We start from the raw sequence: 16,837 nt of genomic DNA on the forward strand, positions 1-16,837 counted from the left end.
CACATATATGAATCTTGTTATCGAATAGAGTTATCTTGTCCGACGATGAGCAACAAGTTTTCTTGAGTTTGTCACAAGATTACAGCAAAAATTCGATTAAGCGAATTGGGACATTTGTCCATGGGGCGAAAAATGAGTGGTGCGCAGGCAGTGACTGATCAGGTCAAACCGAAAGATGTGGTTGATGAGCTGGTTGAGTTTACCCGCAAGGACATGGAAGCGGTGAACGAAATGCTGTTGGCCCGTGTGGGCAGCCGCGTTGAAATGGTGCCCGAAATTGCTTCCTATCTGATTGACGCTGGTGGCAAGCGCTTGCGCCCTATGCTCACCATCGCTGCCGCCCAATTATTTACCCCTCAAAACAGTCATCACATTAATTACGCAGCTGCGGTTGAGTTTATGCACACTGCCACCTTGTTGCATGATGATGTGGTGGATGAGAGTTCAAAACGGCGCGGCAAACTGGCCGCGCGCATGGTCTGGGGCAATGCCGCATCTGTGCTGGTTGGCGACTTTTTGCTGGGCCAAGCTTTTATGATGATGGTGGAAACCCGTGATGTGGACGCGCTGGGTGTGCTGTCGCAAGCCGCGGCGATTATCGCTGAAGGCGAGGTTTTCCAACTTTCAAAAGCCAACGATCTCAGCACCCAGGTGGACGAGTATTTTGCGGTCATCAAAGCCAAAACAGCCGCACTGTTTGAAGCCGCAACTGAAGTTGGCGCCATGGCGGGCGGCGCTACTGAAGCGCAACGCAAAGCGCTGAAGAGCTTTGGCGCAGAACTGGGCATTGCGTTCCAGATTGTCGACGACGTTTTGGATTATGGTGGCGCAAGCGGCACCATTGGCAAAAATGTGGGCGACGATTTGCGCGAGGGCAAGATGACGCTGCCAATTCTACATGCCCTGCAAAATGCCAGCGAGAGCGATCGCGATTTCATCAAAACCAATTTGGGCGATCCTGAAGCGAGCGCTGAAACGGTCAGCAAAGTTGTTGAGATTTTGCAAAGCACAAACGCCTTGGCCGATGCACTCGCGCGGGCACAACAGCATGCTGAACACGCCAAAGCACATTTGAAAGAATTTGCCCACCTCCCCGGTGGTCGCATTCTTATCGATGTGGCTGATTATTGCGTTGAACGCGCGTACTGAGGCACGTTGATCACAAGGTTGCGGATTGGGCCACCCAGGCCTGTGGCCAATTTTTTCGAAACGATTGTGCAGCCAACATGGCTTCGCCTGCGGTGCCGAATAGGCCGAATATGGTGGCGCCGGAACCGGACATGCGCGATAGCAAACATCCCTTTTGTTGCCCCAAATCAGCGAGCATATCTGTAATTTCAGGAACGTGTTCTATCGCCGGTTTTTGCAAATCATTGCGCGTACCTTCAAGCCACATTGCGATAGCGGAAATATGCGCAAAATCTGCGGCATCGCGTTGGATCGGCGGATTGTCCTTGTCCACGAGCTTTCGGAAGATTTCTGCCGTTGAGACCGCCTTGCCGGGATTTGCCAGCACCATTTGAAATGTCGGGAACTCCGGAATCGGCGTGAGTTGCTCCCCCACCCCGCTCACAAAGGCGGTGCGCGAGAGGAGGCACATGGGCACATCTGCCCCAAGTTCCAGCGCCATCCCCATCAAATCATTCAAGTCCAAGTTCAAGCCTGAGATGCGGTTGGCCAGCCGCAACATTGCCGCAGCGTCGGCCGAGCCCCCGCCAATTCCCGCCGCGACCGGTAGGGCCTTATCCAGTTCGATCTTAAGCCCTTGGGGCAATTTGTCGGGAAAGCGCGTCCGAAACAAAGTAAGCGCCTTGAGCACAATATTTGACCGCTCACCACGTAGTGCGTTGCCGAAAGGACCCGTGAGCTCCACTTCATCTTTGTCGGCGGGCTTTGCGGTCAGTTCGTCACACAGTTCGGTGAACACGCAAAGGCTTTCAAGCTCGTGATAGCCATTGCTGCGCTGGCCCACAATGTGCAGTGCCAAATTGATTTTGGCCGGGGCCGGCTCGAGCCATTCAACGGTCATAGACTAGTTGCTCAGTTCAGCGACGCGATTGAGGGCGGAAAAATTCCCGTCAAGTTTTTCGCGGATTTCCTCGATCAGTTCTTCATCATCTTCGTCGGTGAGCTCCAAGGCAATTGCCCATTGGAATTTGGCTTCCCGTTTTCGATCAACCTGCCAGTAAGCATCGCCCAAATGGTCGTTGATGGTCGGATCGCTAGGGCTAAGGCGCGCGGCGCGTTCCAATGTTTCCACAGCCTCTTCAAACCGCTCCAGCCGATAATAGGCCCAGCCCAAGCTATCGACGATATAGCCATCCTCAGGACGCAAAGAGACCGCCTGTTCAATCATTTCCAGGGCCCGTTCCAGCTGCATTTCCTGATCTACCCAGCTATAACCCAAATAGTTTAGCACCTGAGGTTGATCGGGATTGAGTTCAAGTGCTTTCAAGAAATCGCTTTCGGCCTTTTCCCACACACCATCGCGTTCATTCGCAATGCCGCGCACATAATAGAGATGCCAATCGATTGGCCGCTCGCCGCCGGTCATCTCCAGCGCTTTGTCATATGCCTTTGCCGCTTCGTTATAGCGTTTATCGCGCCGCAACGCATCGCCAAGGGCAATCACAGCGGTCAGATTATCTGGCATGGTGTTGGCCAAATTAGAAAGCTTGCGTATGGCCTCGCCAATATCGCCAATTTCCTGTAAATTTTCGGCCGTACGCACCAGCGCTTGGCCGTGCAATGGCGATTTGCGATCTACCCGGCCATAGAGCTGATTGGCGATTTCATAGCGTTCGGCCCGCTCCATGAGATCGGCGATGGAAAATGTAATCAGGTCTGATTTGGGGTGCAAAAAGCTCGCCAACCGCATCAACACAATGGAGATGTCAGACGCTTGTTCACGCGATAACGCAGACGACAGGCCGCGCAGTGTTTCTGCCGCGCCTTGCTGCACATTATCGGCCATGCGGCCCGGACGCTTCTTGGCCGCGAGATTTGCTGCCAACGTATCAATATTCACATGGCTGAGGCCACGATCATAGTAACGTTGGATAACGTCCTTTGCATCGTCGTGCCGCCCCTGATTGCCCAAAAAGCGCGCATAGGCTTCAACAATACGAAACACAAACGGATCGGCTTCATATGCCTGTTGGTAAAGCTTGTCAGCCAGTTCGGCATTGCCGGACAGATCTGCCATCAAAGCAGATTGAAATACTAAAAAGTTTTTGAAGCCAGGCTGGCTGATCGGTTCCAGATTTTCAACGGCGGCGCGGCCGTCAACTTCTTCAACAATCGCCCAAGACCAGATTACATTGCCCGTGATGCCAAACAAGGAATCCTTTGACATGCCTTCAAGCGATTTAAGCGCTGAAGCGTAGCGTCGTTCCTTAAGCGCCACCACACCAACAGCGATGCGGGCAAGCTCGTTTTCAGGCTCGATACTCAGCAATTGCTTTGCGACCGTTTCAGCTTCTTCGATGCGGCCAGCAGAGACCAGCGCAACAAAGGCCCGGTCCAACAGCGCTATGTTGCCCCAATCTGCTTCCAACGCGTCGAGGAAATAGGAGGCGGCCAAATCATTCTCACGGTCTTCAAACGCACCGCGACCCGCCAAATAGCTGCCTGAAATTGACGGATGATAAAGCGAAAATTGTTCAAGATTAATTGTGTCTTGCGCTTGCGCATGCACGTTTAGTCCCAACACCATTGCTGAAGCCAGAAAAAGGTGTTGCAGTTTTTTTGAACAATTCATCACGTTTGGGACAGCCCTTATTTGATTTGGATTCGGTCAAACATATTTATGGCGCATAGATTGGCGATTTTATGGCTAATACGCAAGGATATGCGTTTAAAAATCAGGTAAAAAACCGTTCAATTCTGACGGGAAACGCTATGCGGCACCCCAATGATGGGCTATTAGTAATTTTATGAGCGAAAATGCCCCACCACCAAATGATGAGACCGATCGCGGCGCCTTCGCACCGGTGCCCGGCGCTGCCTATTTGGATGCAGATTCGGCCAGTCTTGCGGGTCTGTTGGAATGGTATGAGGCAATGGGTGTGGATTTGGCACTTGAAGATGAGGCCATTGATCGGTTCGCCGCTCCGAAAATTTCGCATAGTGCACAACCAGTAGCTGCATCGCCCAGCGCCCCGCAACAACCTGCTTCGAGCGGTTCACCGCAGGGCGCTTCAACCGGCTTGATCTCAAATCCTCTTTTACAAGAGGACACCAAAAAACCTGTGGTGCGACAGCAAAACTTGGCTGGCAAAGCTGAAATTGAAGTGGCGCAAAAAACAGCAGCAAGCGCCAATAGTCTTGATGAATTGCGCGACGCCCTTGCCCATTTTGATGCGTGCCCGCTAAAGCGCCATGCAGACAAACTTGTGTTTGGCGAAGGGCCTGCGGATGCCAAAATCATGGTGGTTGGCGGCGCGCCGCGCACGCAGGATGATTTGGCCGGCCTGCCCTTCCAAGGCAATGAAGGGGCATTGTTGCAAAAGATTTTGGCCGCGATTCAACTCGATATCGAAACGGTTTATCGCACCAATATTTTGCCATGGCGCCCGGCAGGGGACCGTCGCCCCTCTCCGATTGAACGCGACATCTGCCTGCCCTTTTTCCAGCGGCAAGTGGGGCTGATCAAACCGCAATTCATCCTTTGTTTGGGCGAACAGGCGGCGCATGCCGTACTCAACCAGAAGGGCAGCATTTTGCGCCTGCGCGGTCAGGCCCATGCGGTCGAAATTGATGGCCACGCTGCCAATGCCTTTGCCACGCTCAACCCCTCGCATTTGCTCAACAAACCCGCACAAAAAGCGTTGGTTTGGCATGACATGTTGAAATTAAAACGCGCGCTCAGCGCCTAATGCTGTGAGTTATGATGTTCAAGTTCAAAATTGACGAAACCAAAAGCCTGATCCCGCTGCATATTGCCATTTTGGCCGTGTCCGACACGCGCACGCTGGAAAATGACGATAGTGGCGCGCTGCTGAAGTCCATGATTGAGGAAAGCGGCCACAAGGTTCTGGATCGGCAAATCGTCAAAGACGAAGTGGACGCCATTCGCGGCGTGGTGGAGCCATGGCTCGCGGATGAAAACATTGATGTGGTGATCACCACCGGCGGCACGGGTTTTGCCAAACGTGACGTGACCCCGGAGGCGCTGGAGCCACTGTTCGATAAACGTATTGATGGCTTTTCAGTGCTGTTCCACCAATATTCAGCCGCGCAGATTGGCACTTCCACTTTGCAAAGCCGCGCGACCGCTGGCCTGGCGCGGGACACGCTGGTGTTCTGCCTGCCCGGTTCCAAGGGGGCCTGTCGCGATGGCTGGCAGGGCGTGATCCATTATCAATTGGATAGCCGCCACAAGCCGTGCAACTTCATTGATAATATTCCCCGCCTGAATATGGCGCCAGACCATGACTGACGGGGCCTTGCCCCGTTTTCAACGTGGTCGAATTTCTTAAAATCGCGTTAAATGTTCTTTTTTTGTTCTCATTTCTGTGCTAAGAATCGGTTCTGAACTGATTTGAACTGAGCGCGCTTGTTTGCGCCAAAGGCACGGAGACTAAAATGGGAATGAACGCAGTATTTCCGCCCTCACCGGAAAGCCTGGCGCGCATTGCGAAAAGCAGCGATGCGGATGTGTTGTCGCGCACGATTATTGCGCCACATCTTAATCGCGGGCGCGGCGCACAATCCAACCAGACCTCAAAGTTCGAGCCCTACAGCCGCGAAGCCGTAGATGATGGCTGGGGCAATCTTGAGGCGCTTGAATCCGTCAAAACCAATGTGCGGGACGAAAAGTCCAAATCGATCATCACCAAAAATGACTCGCCGGACATTCATTTTGATCGCTCGATCAACCCCTATCGCGGGTGCGAGCATGGCTGCGTTTATTGCTTTGCCCGCCCCACCCACACTTATCTGGGCCATTCGGCAGGGTTGGATTTTGAGCGTGAGCTTTATGCCAAAACCAATGCGGCTGATCGGCTTTATGAGGCGTGGCTGAATAAGAAATACAGCGTAAAGCCGATTGCCATTGGCACCAATACGGACCCTTACCAGCCGATTGAGCGCGACAAGAAGATCATGCGCGCTTTGCTCGAAAAGTTCGTGGCGCATAAGCACCCTATCACCATCACCACCAAATCCAGCCTGATTGTACGGGATTTGGATTTATTGACCGAGTTGGCCAAGCAAAATCTTGTGCATGTCACCATGTCCATCACCTCGCTGGATCATATCCTGTCGCGGAAGTTGGAGCCCCGTGCGTCCTCACCCGCACGGCGGCTGGAAGCGGTGGAACTGCTCACGGCGGCGGGCATCCCCGTTTCTGTGGCGGTGGCCCCCATCATTCCGGCGATCAATGATGCGGAGATTGAAAAGATTTTGGCCGCGGCCTCTGCCAATGGGGCAAGTGGCGCTGCCATGATCATGTTGCGCCTGCCCGGCGAAGTGCGGCAATTGTTCCGCGAATGGCTGTTGCGGCACTATCCGGATCGGTTGCGCCATGTGCTCAATCTTGTGCGCGATGTGCGTCAGGGCCGCGAAAATGATCCGCGCTTTCATTCGCGCATGGCGGGGCAAGGCCCCTATGCCTTCTCGCTGCAACGCCGGTTTGATCTGGCGCTGGAACGCTACGGCCTGAAAAAACGCCTGCCGCATTTGCGCACCGACCTTTTCACACCTCCAAAAGTGGAAGACCCGCAGCTAAGTCTGTTTTAGGATTCCCCTATCCTTTGGCCCGCTAGCCAACAGACTTAGCTCCCCTACCAGAGTGCCCGCCCCAATTGTCGTGCCCCCGCACGGTACTCCAACGCTGTTGGGGTGGCACTCTGGACATTTTTGGATGCGAGATGGGATTCCTAAAATGGCAGCCATCGCAAGCCGGACTGCCCAGTTCGCATATAAACAAAAACACATGCGAAAATAGCCAACAGTACATAGGGACCGATGCTCATGGAAAACCAGGCATTGGCTTCTTTATAGCCAGCAAATATCGCAAGGTTTGCGGCCACATTGAAGGTGAGGTGAATCATGACAGCGGGCAGGATTGACCCGCCTGAAATCGTATAGGCGGCACCAATAATGATGGCATAGAGCATAACATGCACGGCAAACAGAGGCAGCGCGATTTGCGCGTGCGGCGAGTCAATGGCCCAGAGCGGCAGGTGCCAGACCAACCAGATCCCGCCAACCATCAGCGAGGCCTCAAGCCAGCCAAATCTTTGATTTAAATGCTCCTGCAGTACACCACGCCATCCCAGCTCCTCGCCCAAAGGGCCGAGGATCAGGTTAAATCCAACGACAGCTATGACCATCCCGACACTAAGGGGAGATGTTGCGTCTGGTGCGAACGGGCGCAAGATGATCAATACGAGAACGGGCGCAACAACCAGCAGCCAGACTTCTGGCGGAATGGAGGAGACTTTTATGAGGCGCGCCAACAAATCTGATAGTTGACCATTTCGCGCGCTCACGATCAGCGCGGCCAAAGACGGCCCCCATACCATGACCAGCCAGAAGGGAAGTCCGATCAATGTTTCAGGCGACCTGGCGGCCGGAATGGCCCAAATACAAGCAAAGCCTGCAAGCGATATGGCAAAGGTAAGGCCAAGAAAGAAGACTGGCATCATGACGTGCTCACTTTTTTCAGTTCGGCGATGGTTGCGTGAAGCTGGGTTGGGTCTTTTAAGAATGGCACCAGGGCTTGAAGCGCTGTTGCCGCAAAACCTGCTGCTTGCTCTTCCGTCCAGTCGCCCAATATCTGCCGGCGATTGATATGCGCGTTCACCGTTACAAACAGCTCAGACACATGTCCGGCATCGAATTCGGGAAGAACGTGCTCCTGCATTTTCTTGCCAAGTACGAGGGTCAAATGACGGTCAAAAGCCACCTCAAGGCTGGAGAGATAGTCTAACCGCTCTTCTTGCGCATTGAGGTCCGCAACAATGCCGGGATCATTGCCAAGATGGCTGGACCCAAAGTCCAAAAGCACCGCAATGGGCCAAACTTCAGACTCATCAATCACCCTGACCAGCCCCAAAACTTCTTCCTCGATCAATGCATCAAGCACCGCACGCTTATTGCCAAAATGGTGGTAAAGCCCGCCGCGCGAAAGCTGACACTCCAGCCGAATATCCTCCATTTCCGTACCCGCATAGCCGCGCGCCGCTATCAGCATGCGCGCTTTATTCAATATGTCCTTACGGCGGTCAGTTTTGCTCAATCGTGTTCGCATAAAAGCTATATACCGACATGTGTCGGTAAATGCAAGGGCTAAAGCTAACTTACTGGCCGCAGGTTCGCATCCGCTAACCAACGTCACCATGGCCGCCCCGGACTAGATCCGGGGCCAAAGCAGCAATGATGATATCCGCAAAACCAACCGCGCCCACCACGTCATCCTCGGGCTTGATCCGGGGATCCAGACAAGCGCCAACCAAGACCCCAATCATTTAGGTATTGCACAGTAGAAGTTCCCAACTGGATTCCCGCCTACGCGGGAATGACGATGTACGTTGAACTCATGCAAATAGCCCAACCCACAACATCATACCCTCGTCCCCTCGGCGACTTCTCTCAAATCGTCTGATAAAACGGCCGATAAATCCCGGTAAACACCTCTTTCGGGCGCAAGGTGAAACTGCCGTCCACCAGCTTCGCCTTTTTAATCCGATCAATGCGGAAAACGCGGGAGGAGTCGCGGAGGTGGTCCCAGGCGATAATGTACCAGATCGGCCAGTTGAGCAGGATAAATTGGGCTTCAATCACCCGCGTGCGGCGCTCCATTGCTTCGTTTTGATAGTCGATCTCCAAAAGGCTTTGCTGCAAAAAGGCTTCGGCGATGCGTTCGGAGATGTGCTGTGGTGGGGGCGCATATTCTGAGAGCATAAATTTATTGGCATTGTCGCCAATCATCACGCGTTTGCGGATATTGCTGACGGCGCTGCGTTGCTTTTGTGGAAAGGCTTGAAACAGCTTTTGCTTGATAGCTTTCAGATTGCCGGTGAGCAGCGGCGATTGCAGGCTTTCCACGATGGCCAGAGAGAGAATCAGCTCGATCACTTCATAATGGCTGAGGTTGAGCCGCTCGACGCCCCATCTGCCATCGAGCCGAATGCCGCCGCCACGCCCCCTGTCCGACTCGATTGGATAGCCTGCCTCTTTCAGCGCCGCCAGTTCCCGCATCAAGGTGCGTTGGCTGACGCCCAATTGCGCCCGCAGATCGCCGGTTGTCCAATGGTCTTCGGATCGCAGAAGCCCCAAAAGGCGCGCACGCCGTTCGGCCCGTTTTTCAAAATTGCTGTCACTCATCAAATTAATATGCCAGAAAATGGCATATTTTTCCATAGTGTCCTGTCAGCGAAATAGTTCGCGGTGAAATAAGACATTGCGCCCTGAAGCGGCGCAAAACGAGCAGGTAGAAAAATGGACACGATGATTAAATCAACCGAATTTCCGAACCCCACGATGATCGCTGTAAATGGTGTGGAGCTGGAGGTGTTTGAAGCGGGGCAGGAAAATAAGGGCAACCCGATTGTGCTTTGCCATGGCTGGCCGGAGCATGCGTTCGCCTGGCGGCATCAGGTGCCGGCGCTTGTGGCGGCGGGGTATCATGTCATCGTGCCCAATCAGAGGGGCTATGGCAATTCATCCTGCCCCGCGGAGGTGACCGCCTATGACATTGCGCACCTCACCGACGACCTCGCCGCACTGCTGGATCATTATGGGTATGATGACGCGATTTTTGTCGGCCATGATTGGGGCGCCAATGTGGTGTGGTGCATGGCCCAGTTGCACCCGAAGCGTGTGCGTAAAATCATCAATTTGGCCCTGCCCTATCAGGCGCGGACGGAAAAGCCATGGATCGAATTTTTGGAAGAGATCTTTGGCGGCGATCACTATTTTGTGCATTTCAACCGTCAACCGGGCGTGGCGGATGCGGTGCTGGATCAAAACACCAAACGCTTCCTCAGCAATCTGTTCCGCAAAAATGTGCCGCTTGCCCCGCCGGAACCGGGCAATATGATGATCAATCTCGCTGAGGCCGAAAATGCCCCGGGCGATCCTCTATTGAACGATGATGAATTGGCGGTGCTGGTAGATGCCTTTGAGCAAAACAGCTTCACCAGCAGCATCAATTGGTATCGCAATATGGACCGTAACTGGCACTTGCTCGCCGATGTCGACCCGATCATGCAGCAGCCGACATTGATGATTTATGGCGAGCGGGACATGATCCCGAAGGCTGAAAACCTATCTGACTTTGTGCCCAATCTGGATGTGGTGAGCCTTGATTGTGGCCACTGGATTCAGCAGGAAAAGCCAGAAGAAACCAACCTGGCCATTTTGAATTGGCTTGAAACGCAAAGCGCCAGCTAGGCGCGCTGGCTTCGCAAAAAGCCCGCCGGTTTTCCGGCGGGCTATTGCTTTGGCCGATTGGTCTTAGCCTTCTTTTTGAATTTCCACAGAGTGGGGATATGGGATAGAAATGCCCTCCTTGTCGAACGCTTCCTTCACCGCCTTGGTCATCGCAAATTTGAGGTTCCAATAATCTGCGGTATTGCACCAAAGCCGTGCGGTGATGTCGACACTGCTGTCGCCAAGATTGGTCACGCGAAACCACGGTTCCGGCGTTTCCAGAACGCGCCCATCGGCCTTGGCCACATCTTCAATAATCTTCATCGCCTTATCCGCATCATCACCATAATCAATGCCAAAGGTCAGGTCGCAGCGGCGGGTTTTATGGTGTGAATAGTTGGTGATGATCGCGCCCCAGGCTTGGCCATTGGGAATGATGATTTGCACATTGTCGGGCGTCACAAGTTCGGTCACAAACAGATTAATGTCGACCACTGTGCCTGCTGTGCCGGCCACATCAACAAATTGTCCGTTTTTGTAGGGCCGGAAAATAATCAGCATAAAACCAGCGGCCAAATCAGACAGGGTGCCTTGCAGCGCAAGGCCGATGGCCAAGGTGGCCGCGCCCATAACGGCCACAAGCGACGTGGCTTCGATGCCGAACAGCCCGAGCACGGCGATCAACACCATTAAAAGGATGACCCATTTAACAATGGCAGCGGCAAAATTGCCGATCGTGTCGTCAATCCGGGGGTTTGCGGCCACATTTTTGCGCACCAGTCCGGAAACGGCGCCAGCCACGATCCACCCCACAATCAGGATGATCAGCGCTTTGATTGCATTGAACACGATCGGGCCGTAGCCCATCGCCATTTCAGACACCTGATCCATATTTATTTCTCCTTAGTTCTTGGCTCGTCTCAGACTTGGTCGTGATTTGTATCGATACGTTATCAGCCAGCAAATCGGTTTGAAAGTCGCTCAAGGCTGCTTTCAACGTCCCTGTTGCCCCTCTCCAAGGCACATTGGGATATAGGTCCAGGATGATCCATTGCCCTTCACAATCCGATCTATTCGGCGGTTCACGACGAGCGTATTTTGGGTGGCGCGCACTGGGCGATGGAACGATTTGCTAATAAAGATTCTTCGGATTCTCACATGTGTGATATAGGTGGTGACCTAGCGCGCAATCGTGCGCGCCTGTTCCGATACTGATTGGACTTACATCATGCAATTGCCAACATGGACGAAACCTGCGCTTTGGGGCGCGGGCGCGGGAGCTATTACTTTAGCCTTTGTGGGGTTTACCTGGGGAGGCTGGGTCACTGGCGCGAGCGCAGAGGATTTGGCGACCGAGATGACCGAGACCGCAGTCGCAGAAGTGCTAACACCATATTGCGTACGAAGCTCAAAAACAGACCCGAAAGCTAAAGAAATATTTGTTCAGTATGAAGAAGCGAGTGCCTATCAGCGCCGCCAGATTATTGAAAAAGCTGGCTGGGCAACCCCGTTAGGTGCTGAAGAGCCCAATCGGGAATTAGTCAAAACTTGTCAAATTGAGATAAGCAAAGACATGTAGCCCGTCTCTGTCGCTGATTTCAGCGGCATTCGCCATATAGTGGCGCGCACTAAAGTGCGGACAAGCTGATTTGTGGGATCAGGCGAGCATCTCGCCGCCCCACAAAACGCTTCAGCCGCTATTTTCAAACTGACTTGAGAGCTTTTATCCGTTTCGCTGGCGCGGTTTTGTTGCCAGCAAAAATCTATTTTTTGGGAACAAAATGACCGATAATTTTGAAATGAAAAGACACACTCCACCCATGCAACCTGACCCAAATCGCAGCCAGCATGCCGCCAACGAGGTTTTCGAACCGGCCGAACATGGCCTTTCGATGACCACAAATACGGCCCTTGTTTATTGCGAGGGGAACTTCGGCGCTTTGGACGGGAAAACTGCAAATGGGCTTGTCCGACATTCAGAAAAATATGACGTTCGCGGTGTCATCGACAGCGAAATGGCTGGCCAAGATAGTGGCATGGTGCTGGATGGTATTAACAACTCTATTCCCATTTACCGTGACTTGGCCGACGCACTGGAAAACATGGCAGGCACGCCAGACTATTTCATTTTTGGCATGGCACCAGCCAGCGGCATGTTGTCTGCGCGTGAGCGCAGCTTGCTTATTGAAGCGATGAGCTACGGCATGGATATCGTGAATGGTTTGCACGAATTTCTGAATGAAGATCCAGTTTTTATCGCCGCAAGCGCTGCTCATGGTGTTAGCATCATTGATGTGCGCAAGCCGCGCGATAAAAAGCATTTGAGAATGTTCAGCGGGCGGATCGCTGAAGTGACTTGCCCGGTTATCGCGGTGCTTGGCACTGATGGCGCCATTGGCAAGCGCACAACATCAACGATCCTCACCAACGCGCTTGTAGCCCATGGCATTAAAGCCATTATGATCGGCACCGGCCAAACGGGTTTGATCCAAGGCGCGCGATACGGCATTGCCATCGACGCAATCCCCGCTCAGTTCTGCTCCGGCGAAATGGAATCCACAATTGTTGATGCCTTCGAACGCGAGAACCCCGATGTCATCATCGTGGAGGGTCAAGGTGCGCTTAGTCACCCGGCCTACCTAACATCGACCTTTATTCTGCGCGGCAGTCAGCCCGATGGTGTGATTTTACAACACGCGCCAGGCCGCAGCCATTTGGGCGATTTTCCAGAAACCAAAATGCCGACGGCAAAGAGCGAAATCAATCTGATCGAGACATTTTCGGACACGAAGGTCATTGGCGTGACCATCAACCACGAAAATATGAGCGATGAAGACGTGAGTGCTGCAATCAAATCCAATTCGAGTGAGTTGGGTATTCCTGTAACGGATGCACTAACCCGATCGACAGATTTTCTGGTCGATATGGTTGTTGGCGCATTTCCCGAGCTCGCGATCAAACGTGCCGTCAATTCCCATTGACCGCGCCTCGGCTTGAGATTGACCTAAGCAAAATTCGGCACAACGCGCAGGTGCTTGTCAAAAAACTGGCAGATCGTGGCATTGGTGTTTCAGGTGTTACAAAGGCAATGCTTGGTAACCCGCTATTTGCCAATACCCTGCTGTCTGCCGGCATAAGGGGCTTGGCAGACTCTCGTGTTGAAGACATTGAAAACATGCGCAAAGCGGGCGTTGATGGGCAGATGGAACTCATTCGTTCCCCCATGCTGAGTCAGGCCGCCCGCGTGGTTAAATCCGCAAACATAAGTTTAAACACTGAGCTTGAGACCATTGCAGCACTTTCTGCGGCGGCTGGTGCGCAGAATTGTGTTCACGGCATTTTGCTAATGGTCGAATTGGGGGACTTGCGCGAGGGCATAATGCCCTCAGACCTTGAGGATATGGTGCGTAGAACACTGGCTTTCCCCAATATCAGGCTTGATGGTATTGGCACCAACTTGGCCTGCCAGAATGGCGTTGTGCCTGACGCACGAAATATGGGTGAACTTTCCGCACTCGCGGATGCTATCGATGCCACATTCGACAGAACATTCCCCGTCGTCTCCGGCGGCAACTCCGCCAATTTGAATTGGGCGTTGGGCGAAGGGAAAAAAGGGCGCATTAACAATCTACGATTGGGCGAGGCCATTTTACTCGGCTGCGAACCACTCCACCGTCAACCGCTAGATGGGCTTTATGCCGACGCCTTTGTACTTGTCGCTGAAGTTATCGAATGCAAAACCAAGCCATCTCAACCGACGGGTACAATCGGGCAGACCGCGTTTGGAGCAGCCAAATCAGCTGCAAACAGTGGGCCCATACGACAAGCGCTGTTGGCGATTGGCCATGCAGACACGGACCCAACTGGCCTTGCGCCCATCCATCAGAGTTTAAAGGTTTTGGGGGCAAGCAGCGACCACCTCATTCTGGACACACAGGATCAAACTTGCCCAATTGGGTCAGAAGTGGCCTTCTCCCTCAACTATAGCGCATTGATCCACGCCATGGCTTCGCCCTTCGTCACAAAACAATATCACCAGAATAGCGCGTCGCGCGGTTCGATCGCCGCCGCGTAAAGATCGTATTTAGCTAGTCCAGCAGTTCCGGCGGCAGCGTGCCATGTTTGGAGAGAACCTTTGGTTCGTCGTAGCAATCGGTTTCAACATCAATTTCCTGAGAAAACGAAATCGCCCCATCACGAGACAGAAAAACCCGTTCTGCCAGCGCAATCGCTGCGTCTGCTGTCTTTGCTGATTGCATCGGATCAGCGACCAATGCGCGGCCTTTTTGTCGAAAGCTCATCACTGCAAATCGGATGACCATAACTACCTCAATTCAAAGAAAAAAGATTAGCACGGTTTGCGAAAATGCCTGCATCTATTCCGAGGGCTGGATAGAATAAAATAACCCAGCATACACCTTGATAATTGCGGGTCATCGATGTTCATCCTGCTTTCCTTAAGCCAATCACTATGGCACAAAACACCATGGCCAAACGCGACTCATCATCGACTTCACAATCAGATCTATTCGGCAGTCCCGATCTGTCGCTGGAAGACGCGTTCCGCGCGCAGGGTAAAATTGTGTGCGGCGTGGATGAAGCTGGGCGCGGGCCACTTGCCGGGCCAGTGGTTGCCGCGGCGGTGATCCTTGATCCCGAAAACGTACCGGATGGGCTGAATGACAGCAAGAAACTGACCGTGAAGGTGCGGGATCGGCTTTATGATGAGATCTTCGCCAGTGCTCAAGTTGGCATTGCCAGCGCGCCGCCGGAGATGATCGCCACCCACAATATACGTGGCGCCACCCTATTGGCCATGCGGCGTGCGGTGGAAGCGCTGGCGCAGCAGCCGGATGTCGCCCTGATTGACGGGCGGGACGTGCCACCCCACCTGCCCTGCGCCGGGCACTCTTTGATCAAGGGGGATAGCCGCTCGCTCTCCATTGCCGCGGCGTCCATCATTGCCAAGGTCAGTCGGGATCGCGCCTGTGAAATTATGGAGCGGGACGCGCCGCATTTCGGTTTTTTGAAACATAAAGGCTATGGCACAAAGCAGCATTTGACCGCATTGATTGACCATGGAGCCTGCGATCATCATCGCAAAGATTTCAAGCCGATTGCAGAAATAATTGCCAAAGAAAACTGATTCAAAACAGTGCCTTAGCGGCGCAATCTCATTGTTTACTTTTGGTTTACCATAAGATTTAAAGCTCGCTTAACCCTAACAAATTACAACTGGCGAGGTAGTATTGCGTTAGGGTTAAGTAAATGTTGCGTGAGTTGGGTACCGAGGCGCGGGATATAGCGCCAGCTTCTGAGGAAGCGAAAGATGTTTTGCCGATCGACACCATTTTGGTTGGCGATTGTATTGAACGAATGAATGCCCTGCCCGCCGGATCAGTTGATCTGGTGTTCGCCGATCCCCCCTATTATCTGCAGTTGGATAAAGGACTTACCCGTCCTGACCAATCCAATGTGGCCGGGGTTCATGATGATTGGGACAAGTTCAACGATTTCGCCCATTACGACCAATTCACCCGCGACTGGCTGGCCGCTGCAAAGCGCGTTCTCAAGCCAAATGGCGCGATCTGGGTGATCGGGTCTTACCACAATATTTTCCGCGTTGGCGCGACCTTGCAGGACCTTGGCTATTGGATGATGAATGATGTGATCTGGCGCAAAGCCAATCCCATGCCCAATTTCCGCGGCACGCGATTTACCAATGCACATGAAACACTTATCTGGGCAACCCGAAGTCAAGATTCAAAGGCCGTTTTCAATTATGACGCGCTGAAACAATCAAATGATGACACGCAGATGCGGTCAGACTGGCTGTTCCCGATCTGCACGGGTCAGGAGCGTTTGAAAGACGAGAATGACGACAAGGTACACCCGACCCAAAAGCCAGAAGCGCTGTTATATCGCGTGCTTATGGCGACTTCGAAGCCGGGCGATGTGATCCTCGACCCCTTCTTCGGCACCGGCACAACGGGTGCAGTGGCCAAGAAACTGGGCCGTCATTTCATCGGCATTGAGCGCGAGAGCGACTATATCAACGCGGCGCTGAAGCGGATTGCCAGCATCAAGCCATTGGACAAAGTGGTGTTGGAAACTGTGAAAGGCAAGCGGGCGGAAAAGCGCGTAGCGTTTGGTTCGCTTATCGAGCAAGGCTTGATGGAACCCGGCGCTATCTTGTTGGATTCAAAGAAGAAATTTAAAGCGGTGGTGCGTGCCGATGGGTCGCTTTCGTGCGAAGGGCATGAAGGTTCGATCCATAAGGTGGGCGCTGCGGTGCAAGGGCAAACGGCCTGTAATGGCTGGACCTATTGGCACATTCAACAAGGCAAAGACCTTGTTTTGATTGACGAATTACGCGCGGAGATCCGTTCGCGCATGCATAAATTATCAGCCTGACCTCCAGTACTGCATACAGGCAACCTCGACGCCGTCGGTCTTA

Annotated in this window: 17 protein-coding genes; 10 read left to right on the forward strand and 7 right to left on the reverse strand. The window is 53.2% G+C overall.

Annotated elements, in window-relative coordinates; translation table 11 throughout:
* Positions 1-132: 132 nt before the first annotated feature.
* The gene (locus MXMO3_RS13445) at positions 133-1,149 is read left to right on the forward strand and encodes a polyprenyl synthetase family protein (RefSeq protein WP_117396198.1); all 1,017 of its coding nucleotides are present in this window, start codon (positions 133-135) and stop codon (positions 1,147-1,149) included.
* Between the two features lie 10 nt (positions 1,150-1,159).
* Here the strand turns inward: MXMO3_RS13445 and MXMO3_RS13450 are convergent, their stop codons facing one another.
* Together MXMO3_RS13450 and MXMO3_RS13455 are read right to left on the reverse strand one after the other, a co-directional pair.
* On the reverse strand, positions 1,160-2,029 hold the full coding sequence (locus MXMO3_RS13450; RefSeq protein ID WP_117396199.1) for a 4-(cytidine 5'-diphospho)-2-C-methyl-D-erythritol kinase: 870 nt from the start codon (positions 2,027-2,029) through the stop codon (positions 1,160-1,162).
* Between the two features lie 3 nt (positions 2,030-2,032).
* Positions 2,033-3,715, reverse strand: coding sequence for a tetratricopeptide repeat protein (locus tag MXMO3_RS13455; protein ID WP_162889274.1), 1,683 nt, complete (start codon positions 3,713-3,715; stop codon positions 2,033-2,035).
* Between the two features lie 220 nt (positions 3,716-3,935).
* On the opposite strand from MXMO3_RS13455, the gene MXMO3_RS13460 reads away from it, so the two are divergent.
* From MXMO3_RS13460 to MXMO3_RS13470, 3 genes are all read left to right on the forward strand, one after another.
* A complete protein-coding gene (locus MXMO3_RS13460) occupies positions 3,936-4,877 on the forward strand; it encodes a uracil-DNA glycosylase (RefSeq protein ID WP_117396200.1) in 942 nt (313 codons plus the stop codon).
* 14 nt (positions 4,878-4,891) lie between these two features.
* Entirely contained in the window at positions 4,892-5,440 is a 549-nt protein-coding gene (gene moaB / locus MXMO3_RS13465; RefSeq protein WP_117396830.1) for a molybdenum cofactor biosynthesis protein B, read from the forward strand.
* 152 nt (positions 5,441-5,592) lie between these two features.
* Positions 5,593-6,741 carry a PA0069 family radical SAM protein gene (locus MXMO3_RS13470; protein WP_425462137.1) on the forward strand — a complete coding sequence of 383 codons (1,149 nt, stop codon included), beginning with the start codon at positions 5,593-5,595 and terminating at the stop codon, positions 6,739-6,741.
* Between the two features lie 140 nt (positions 6,742-6,881).
* Here the strand turns inward: MXMO3_RS13470 and MXMO3_RS13475 are convergent, their stop codons facing one another.
* The 3 genes from MXMO3_RS13475 to MXMO3_RS13485 all read right to left on the reverse strand — a co-directional run bounded on the left by MXMO3_RS13475 (position 6,882) and on the right by MXMO3_RS13485 (position 9,369).
* Complete coding sequence (locus MXMO3_RS13475) at positions 6,882-7,652, reverse strand: CPBP family intramembrane glutamic endopeptidase (protein WP_117396202.1); 771 nt, start codon at positions 7,650-7,652, stop codon at positions 6,882-6,884.
* A complete protein-coding gene (locus MXMO3_RS13480) occupies positions 7,649-8,245 on the reverse strand; it encodes a TetR/AcrR family transcriptional regulator (RefSeq protein ID WP_162889275.1) in 597 nt (198 codons plus the stop codon). The genes MXMO3_RS13475 and MXMO3_RS13480 overlap by 4 nt, the downstream gene beginning before the upstream one ends.
* A gap of 353 nt (positions 8,246-8,598) precedes the next feature.
* Positions 8,599-9,369, reverse strand: a complete 771-nt coding sequence (locus MXMO3_RS13485) for a helix-turn-helix transcriptional regulator (RefSeq protein ID WP_205468022.1) — start codon at positions 9,367-9,369, stop codon at positions 8,599-8,601.
* A 78-nt stretch (positions 9,370-9,447) separates the two neighbouring features.
* Here MXMO3_RS13485 and MXMO3_RS13490 point away from each other — a divergent pair, with 78 nt between their 5' ends.
* The gene (locus MXMO3_RS13490; RefSeq protein WP_245985748.1) at positions 9,448-10,401 is read left to right on the forward strand and encodes an alpha/beta fold hydrolase; all 954 of its coding nucleotides are present in this window, start codon (positions 9,448-9,450) and stop codon (positions 10,399-10,401) included.
* 63 nt (positions 10,402-10,464) lie between these two features.
* Here the strand turns inward: MXMO3_RS13490 and MXMO3_RS13495 are convergent, their stop codons facing one another.
* The gene (locus MXMO3_RS13495) at positions 10,465-11,271 is read right to left on the reverse strand and encodes a mechanosensitive ion channel family protein (protein ID WP_117396204.1); all 807 of its coding nucleotides are present in this window, start codon (positions 11,269-11,271) and stop codon (positions 10,465-10,467) included.
* A 337-nt stretch (positions 11,272-11,608) separates the two neighbouring features.
* Between MXMO3_RS13495 and MXMO3_RS13500 the strand changes: the two genes are divergently transcribed.
* The 3 genes from MXMO3_RS13500 (at position 11,609) to MXMO3_RS13510 (ending at position 14,455) form a co-directional block, all read left to right on the forward strand.
* Entirely contained in the window at positions 11,609-11,959 is a 351-nt protein-coding gene (locus MXMO3_RS13500; RefSeq protein WP_027833605.1) for a hypothetical protein, read from the forward strand.
* 202 nt (positions 11,960-12,161) lie between these two features.
* Entirely contained in the window at positions 12,162-13,361 is a 1,200-nt protein-coding gene (locus MXMO3_RS13505) for an N-acetyltransferase DgcN family protein (protein ID WP_205468023.1), read from the forward strand.
* A complete protein-coding gene (locus MXMO3_RS13510) occupies positions 13,358-14,455 on the forward strand; it encodes an alanine/ornithine racemase family PLP-dependent enzyme (RefSeq protein WP_117396205.1) in 1,098 nt (365 codons plus the stop codon). Before MXMO3_RS13505 ends, MXMO3_RS13510 begins: the two co-directional genes overlap by 4 nt.
* A gap of 13 nt (positions 14,456-14,468) precedes the next feature.
* Here the strand turns inward: MXMO3_RS13510 and MXMO3_RS13515 are convergent, their stop codons facing one another.
* Positions 14,469-14,702 (reverse strand): hypothetical protein, encoded by a 234-nt coding sequence (locus MXMO3_RS13515; protein WP_027833608.1) that lies wholly within the window; start codon positions 14,700-14,702, stop codon positions 14,469-14,471.
* A 149-nt stretch (positions 14,703-14,851) separates the two neighbouring features.
* On the opposite strand from MXMO3_RS13515, the gene MXMO3_RS13520 reads away from it, so the two are divergent.
* A complete protein-coding gene (locus tag MXMO3_RS13520) occupies positions 14,852-15,526 on the forward strand; it encodes a ribonuclease HII (protein ID WP_245985749.1) in 675 nt (224 codons plus the stop codon).
* A gap of 122 nt (positions 15,527-15,648) precedes the next feature.
* Entirely contained in the window at positions 15,649-16,794 is a 1,146-nt protein-coding gene (locus tag MXMO3_RS13525; RefSeq protein ID WP_117396206.1) for a site-specific DNA-methyltransferase, read from the forward strand.
* The last annotated feature ends 43 nt before the right edge of the window (positions 16,795-16,837 follow it).

The sequence above is a fragment of the Maritalea myrionectae genome, from assembly GCF_003433515.1.
GTDB classification, from domain to species: domain Bacteria; phylum Pseudomonadota; class Alphaproteobacteria; order Rhizobiales; family Devosiaceae; genus Maritalea; species Maritalea myrionectae.

What these genes read in the sequence shown, in the direction of transcription:
- MXMO3_RS13445 (WP_117396198.1), top strand. Translation starts at nt 133, where the DNA reads ATGAGTGGTGCGCAGGCAGTGACTGATCAGGTCAAACCGAAAGATGTG.
- MXMO3_RS13495 (WP_117396204.1), bottom strand. Translation starts at nt 11,271, where the DNA reads ATGGATCAGGTGTCTGAAATGGCGATGGGCTACGGCCCGATCGTGTTC.
- MXMO3_RS13455 (WP_162889274.1), bottom strand. Translation starts at nt 3,715, where the DNA reads ATGGTGTTGGGACTAAACGTGCATGCGCAAGCGCAAGACACAATTAAT.
- MXMO3_RS13490 (WP_245985748.1), top strand. Translation starts at nt 9,448, where the DNA reads ATGGACACGATGATTAAATCAACCGAATTTCCGAACCCCACGATGATC.
- MXMO3_RS13450 (WP_117396199.1), bottom strand. Translation starts at nt 2,029, where the DNA reads ATGACCGTTGAATGGCTCGAGCCGGCCCCGGCCAAAATCAATTTGGCA.
- MXMO3_RS13505 (WP_205468023.1), top strand. Translation starts at nt 12,162, where the DNA reads ATGACCGATAATTTTGAAATGAAAAGACACACTCCACCCATGCAACCT.
- MXMO3_RS13470 (WP_425462137.1), top strand. Translation starts at nt 5,593, where the DNA reads ATGAACGCAGTATTTCCGCCCTCACCGGAAAGCCTGGCGCGCATTGCG.
- moaB (WP_117396830.1), top strand. Translation starts at nt 4,892, where the DNA reads ATGTTCAAGTTCAAAATTGACGAAACCAAAAGCCTGATCCCGCTGCAT.
- MXMO3_RS13485 (WP_205468022.1), bottom strand. Translation starts at nt 9,369, where the DNA reads ATGGAAAAATATGCCATTTTCTGGCATATTAATTTGATGAGTGACAGC.
- MXMO3_RS13525 (WP_117396206.1), top strand. Translation starts at nt 15,649, where the DNA reads ATGTTGCGTGAGTTGGGTACCGAGGCGCGGGATATAGCGCCAGCTTCT.
- MXMO3_RS13515 (WP_027833608.1), bottom strand. Translation starts at nt 14,702, where the DNA reads ATGGTCATCCGATTTGCAGTGATGAGCTTTCGACAAAAAGGCCGCGCA.
- MXMO3_RS13475 (WP_117396202.1), bottom strand. Translation starts at nt 7,652, where the DNA reads ATGATGCCAGTCTTCTTTCTTGGCCTTACCTTTGCCATATCGCTTGCA.
- MXMO3_RS13460 (WP_117396200.1), top strand. Translation starts at nt 3,936, where the DNA reads ATGAGCGAAAATGCCCCACCACCAAATGATGAGACCGATCGCGGCGCC.
- MXMO3_RS13520 (WP_245985749.1), top strand. Translation starts at nt 14,852, where the DNA reads ATGGCACAAAACACCATGGCCAAACGCGACTCATCATCGACTTCACAA.
- MXMO3_RS13500 (WP_027833605.1), top strand. Translation starts at nt 11,609, where the DNA reads ATGCAATTGCCAACATGGACGAAACCTGCGCTTTGGGGCGCGGGCGCG.